The sequence below is a fragment of the Nonomuraea sp. NPDC049784 genome (assembly GCF_040659615.1).
GTDB lineage: Bacteria > Actinomycetota > Actinomycetes > Streptosporangiales > Streptosporangiaceae > Nonomuraea.
This window is the reverse complement of the sequence record NZ_JBFAMX010000657.1, coordinates 1-5494: the sequence shown is the minus strand read 5'-3', so window position 1 is coordinate 5494 and position 5494 is coordinate 1. Positions and strand designations below refer to the sequence as shown.

Annotated in this window: 4 protein-coding genes; all 4 read right to left on the bottom strand. The window is 68.0% G+C overall.

Going from position 1 to position 5494, the window contains the following annotated elements; all coding sequences use genetic code 11:
* Positions 1-1704: DNA translocase FtsK (locus AB0J09_RS54900; RefSeq protein ID WP_360710277.1), on the bottom strand; the 1704-nt coding region annotated here is incomplete at its 3' end.
* Between the two features lie 316 nt (positions 1705-2020).
* On the bottom strand, positions 2021-2776 hold the full coding sequence (locus AB0J09_RS54895; RefSeq protein WP_360710275.1) for an OB-fold nucleic acid binding domain-containing protein: 756 nt from the start codon (positions 2774-2776) through the stop codon (positions 2021-2023).
* A gap of 167 nt (positions 2777-2943) precedes the next feature.
* On the bottom strand, positions 2944-4329 hold the full coding sequence (locus AB0J09_RS54890) for a hypothetical protein (protein ID WP_360710273.1): 1386 nt from the start codon (positions 4327-4329) through the stop codon (positions 2944-2946).
* Between the two features lie 151 nt (positions 4330-4480).
* Positions 4481-5494, bottom strand: a 1014-nt coding sequence (locus AB0J09_RS54885) for a hypothetical protein (RefSeq protein WP_360710271.1), incomplete at its 5' end; no start/stop codon positions are given.

Sequence of the window (5494 nt, the reverse complement as noted above, 5' to 3'; positions counted from 1 at the left end):
CTCGCTGCCGGGCGGCGGCTGCAGCTTGCCCGCCCGCACGGCCTTGTTGAACTCGTCGACGTGCCGGAAGCCCGACGCGGCCAGGTCGTCGTAGCGCCGGTCCATCTCGCCCACGACCCATTCGAGGGCCTCTGCGGCCTTCTTCGGGTTGGTGATGATCGGCGTGATCAGGTGCGGAATGTTTCTATAGGCGCCGAGCTCGACCCGCTTGGGGTCGATGAGGATCAGCCGAACCTCATCGGGCGTCGCCCCCATCAAGATCGAGACAATAAGACTGTTGATGAACACGCTCTTGCCGGTGCCGGTGGCACCCGCAACGAGCAGGTGTGGCATGCGTGTCAGATCGGCCTGGCTGGTGAAACCGTCCACCGTCCGTCCGATGGGAATGATCAAGGGATGACGGTCAGGCTGTCCACTGATGGAGTGCAGCAGCGAGCCGAGCCTGACCACGTCGCGGTGGGCGTTCGGGACTTCGAGCCCGACCGCCGCGCTGCCGCCGGGTGCCGGGGACAACCATCGGGTGTCGGCTGAGCGGACCGCCAGATGGAAGTCCTTCTCCTGAGCCTGGAGCTTCTTGGCCGAGAAACCAGGGTCGAGCGCGATGAGGTACACAGTGACCTGTGGGCCTCGGATAAAGCCACTTACCTTGGCACCCAGTCCGAAGTTGGCGATCGTCTGGGCGATGGCCTCGGTGATCGCCTGCGCGTGGGTGTCATTGGCGCTGTTGTGAGGGGCAGAGTCGGTCTCCAGCAGCGTCAGCGTCGGAAGGCGGTAAGGCCGCTGCATACGCGGATCCGCATGCTCGCGGCCGGGCGCGTCGGCTGCATCTTGCCCGTGGGCGATGTCGCCGAGCGGCGCGGACATGTTCTGCCTGGTGTGGTCAGCGGGCTGGAGACCGGAGATGAGAGGTGGCGTGACAGGAGGGGCAGGCTGTGCCGAGAGTTGAGGTGGAGAGGTGGCCACGGCAGGGGCCAGCGTGGGGGGTTGTGCGGCGGGCAGAGCCGCCGGCGCCACGACGATCTTCGAGGCTGCCGGTGTGCTCGGCTCAAGTGACGGCCGGCGGCCGGGCGTGGCGGCCGGGTGCTGAACGGGGCGACGCAGCGCCCGCAGGCGGCGAATGATCTCGGCCAACGGCAGGCCGGTGATCACTACGAGTCCCCACACTGCCATCGCGGCTAGCAACGTCACAATCAGGGTCGGCGGCAAGAGCGCCAGGCCACTCCCCCAGGCGGCGGCTAGCCCGAGCAGGCCGCCGGCCTGGCGCATGACGGCTAGGTCGGGCGGCGTTGCGCCGACGGGCGAGATCCCATGGGCAGCATGTAGCAGCCCGGCTATGCCGGCCAGTGAGAGGACGAGACCGACGGCGATACGCGCGTTGACACGGTCTTGATCGGGGTGTCGCAGCAGCCGCCACGCCATGATCGCGGTGAGCGCCGGTATGAACTTCGTCAACGTGCCCGTGACCGCAGTGATGATCAGATCTGCCCGTGCGGCGAGGGGGTGAGGAATCAGGTGGTAGGTCACCGCGCCGATGAACGCAGCGGCGAGCAACGCAGCCAGACCGAGCTCGTCGCGGGTCCGGCTGGCCTCGGGGTGGGTCTCCCCCTGCCCCGCAGAGCGGACTGCGATCCCAAGGCCGCGGGCCAGAGCAGAGAACAGGACCCGGGCGGGCCGCACCAGCCAACGGTTGGCGAATGCGGCCATGTCGGCGAAGACGCCACTGCGCGACGCTCCAGTCTTTCGCGTCGTCCCCGGCGTTCGAGGGGATGTCTTCCTGCGGTTATGGCTGGAGGCCGCCCGGCCGGAACGCCTGCGTGCGGTCATGATGTCGCCTCCTTTCACGGGGACGTTGTCGCCGCGTTGGTGCGCGGCATGGGCGGGTGTGCACGTTGATCTCGGATGAGCTGGCCGGGGCGATAATGTCGATCACCTGGGCGTCTTCAGGCGTCGCGCCGGCATGCAGCAGGCCGCTGAGTGCTTGGCCGGTGTCGAGTGTGCAGGCGAAGGCTGGTGTGGTCCGTCACGTGGCCGTTTCCTGCCGGCGCAACTCGCTGGCGATGAGCTGCGGGATCTTCGCGTGCCGGTCGACGGATCCGGTGACGATCAGCCGTTGTCCGAGGACGACGAGCTCGGCGACCTGCGGGTAGAGGCGCGGCGGAATCTGGACGATGAGATCGGCGGTGTGGTCGCGCAGGAGTACGTCGGCGAAGTTGTACGTGCCCGATCCCTCACCGCGAGTGTGTATGACGAGGTCGACGATCTCGCCCCGGAGGTGGACCTCGGTGTCGTCGTCATAGCTGCTGCCGCTCAGCTTGAGCACGGCGGCCGTGGTGATGTACGGCTCGCCGTTGTAGGGCTGGGCGTCGTGCTCCGGCGGCGCGTCGTAAGGTACGCGCAGCAGTTGGTGCTCCTCCAGTTTGCGGCCGTCAGGGTCCCGGTAGGTCGTTCGCGGGCCATCGTGGCGAGCGGGTCCGGTCTGGTCTGCGGTCTCGTGGACGTCGTCGGCGAGTATCACGCTGATGCTTCGCAGCTGCGCGGGGGTGCAGTCGGCGAGCGGGCGTGTTTCCCATGTGTGCACCGTGTACGTGATGGGGGTGGTGTGGGCGTAGGCAGCCTGGTATTCGTCCAGCAGCACGTTGAACGCGTTGTGCCAGGTCTTGGGCATGGCGTGTACCCGGTCCAGGGGCAGGACGAGGAAGTCGCCGGAGGCACCGTCGTCGGGCGCGGTCTTTGGGCAGGTGAAGCCGTTGGCGGCGGTGTGGGCGTGCTCGTTCATGGTGGTGACTCCTGTGATCGTCGGTTGGGGCGGGGGTGAGTTGTCGGGTGACTGGTGTTGGCTGACGAGATCGTGACGGCGTGTTGGTGTGTGAGTTGCCAGGGGGCATCGGCGCCCGCCCGGGCGGCAGCCGTGTTCGTGGCTGCCGCCCTTTTGGGGTTGTCTGGCTAGTTGGGATCACCGCCCCCCACGGCGGCGAGCTGCTGCGACGCGTTGTGGGGGTCGTTGTGGTCGCTGCTGCGGGGAGGGGGAATCACCCCCTCGGAGGGAGAGGGGAATCCGTTCTGCTTGCGGTAGCGGTCGGCGTGCCGGCTCATGGTGGCCGGGGCAACGCCGAGCTCCCGAGCGAGAGTCCGGATGGGAACCTCTCCGGCTGGGCTGATGTGTCGAGCGATGGCGGCGTCGAATTCCTCTCTGGTGGGTTTGCCGCTGGTGTTCCGCTCAGGGTCTTGGGTGTTCCGGTCCCCGGTGGCGCGGGTGTTCCGGACGGCGTCCCCGCCTGTTCCTGGCGCCCCGTTCCGGGTGTTCCGCTCCGTCGCCTCGTTGGTGTTCCGGCTGTTTCGGTCCGGGGTGTTCCGCGGCTGTTTCACGATCGTGTGGAACAGCATGCGGGTGGTGTTCCGGGCCTGTTCTTCCAGGGACTGTTCCGGTCGTTCCGGCTCTGGTAGACCCAGATCAGCGTGGGTGCACCCGGCAAGCAGCGTCAGCAGGACTGCGGTGCTGCGGGAGGCGATGATCTGTTCCAGCAGCTCCCGCCGGGAGGTGTTCCGCACCAGGTCAAGATCGCGTTCCGCTGCCCTGTAGATGCGCTCCAGCCGCCAGCGGGCGAAGTTGTTCCACCGGGTGTTCCACCATCCGGGGGTCTGAGCGTTCCGCACCGCCGCGCGGGCGTACCGGATTACCCAGTCGGCGACCTTGGTCAAACGCATGTGGACCTCGGCGTCGGCCGTCTCTGTGGTGCGGGCCGTCACCAGACCGAGTCGCGTGAGCACGTACTCGGGCGTCCACTTCCACCGCGACTGCGACTTGGTGGAACCGGTGCCCTCCAACTCGATCGCCAGAGCGTGGTGCCACAGGATGACGCCCACGACCGGAGCGACCGCCCGCAGCAGGAACACGCCGGCGTCGCCAGCTGTGAGCGTGCTGGTGGCTGAGATCGCCGCTGACATGGAGGCGAGAACCCACGTCATCCGGATCGCGGAAGAGGGGTCTTTTTGCTGGTCAACGGCTTCTTTGGCGCGCAACGCGAACGCCAGCAGCGGGCCTTCCAGCAGGAAGACGCCCAGCCAGGGAAGCCACGGCACGTCCGGGGCTGCCCGGTGGATGACCTCGAAAATGCCCTGGCCGGAGATCACGAGCGCGGCGGCGGCACATACCCAGGTCACGAGGTTGGCCATGGACCGGTGCCGCGGCGGCCGCCGTTTCGGCAGGACCAGCCGCATGAATCCCCAGATCAGGCCCATGGTCAGCAATGTGGCGGCGGCACCGCCGGCGGCCCAGTATGGCGGTGCGGCGTTGCCGACGAGGCTCGTCAACCACTCAAAGTTCGTCACTGTCAGTCACTTTCGGACGTTCATGGGGATGTCCACGGAATGTCTACGGCGATGTCCAGCAGGAGAGGATTGGACATCCACCCCCCTACGCGCGTGCGCGTGCGCGGGTAGGAGAGGGGGTGAGGGCGGGGCGCCGGCCAGCAGGAGTAGATCACTGTGTGTGGCTCTCCAGGTCTGACGGGGTGGGGCCCCCTCCCCCGGGGTCGCTCCCCCACGGCGGGCCGATCTGGGGATCCCCCCCGTTGGAGGCGGGCAGGTCAGGGTGTATGCCCAGGTAGGCGAGGGTGTTTTGGGGGTCTGTGCGGGGTCGGTCTCCCCCGTCCACCCGTCCGGCGCGGATGTCCTCCTCAGCCTCCACGGCTCCCCGGATCAGCTCGGGCTCCCCCACGGCTCGGCGCCACTTCCCATGCGCCGGCTGCTCGAGCAATCCCCTCTTGCGCCACACCCCGCGCCGCAAGCTCGCCCAAGCGCGGCTGCGATGTGGCGCAACAGCTGCATTGGAGTCGGCGGTGGTGATCTGGCCGGGAGAGAGGTGCACTTTCACCAGCGCCCGGAGGTGATCGTCGCCGACCTCGGAGAGGAGCGCCTCCATCTCGTCGGGGACCTCAAGGCGCTCCGACACCATCAGCCGCGGCGGGGCGCCGCTGGCCGCGGCTACCTTCGCGCCGCCCATGGCGGTCTTTTGCAGCTTCGCGGTCTTGCGCCGGGCCCGGGCCTCGTACACCAGGGCCTCCTGCTCCTTGGTGCAGAAGCGGAGTAGGTGGTCAGGGAGGTCGGCCCATCTGTCTGGGTAGTGAGGCAGCCCGGCGGCGGTGGGCTCCTCCAGTTTCGGCGCCAGGTGCGCGGTCTTCACGGCGGCCTCGGCGAGCATTTCGTCGGTGACCTCGGGCGTGTACAGCAGTGTGGTGACGGAGCTGCCGGACTGCTGGCAGTAGAAGACCCCGGTTGGCAGCAGGGTCGTGTCCAGTCGGTTCCAGTTCTTGAGCACGTGCTGGGCGTCCGACTGCTTGGCGACCCGGCCGCAGTAGCGGCGGTTGCAGAACGGCAGCAGGTCGGGGTCCATGGATGACTGTGATAGGTACTGGGAGGCGGTCTCCCAGCCGATGCCCAACGCGCGTCCCTGCGAGCCGACCTTCCGGGCGGCCTCGATGGGCCGGGCGTTGGC

Excerpts from the sequence above, each read along its gene's own strand:
- AB0J09_RS54895 (WP_360710275.1), bottom strand. The coding sequence starts at position 2,776 with ATGAACGAGCACGCCCACACCGCCGCCAACGGCTTCACCTGCCCAAAG.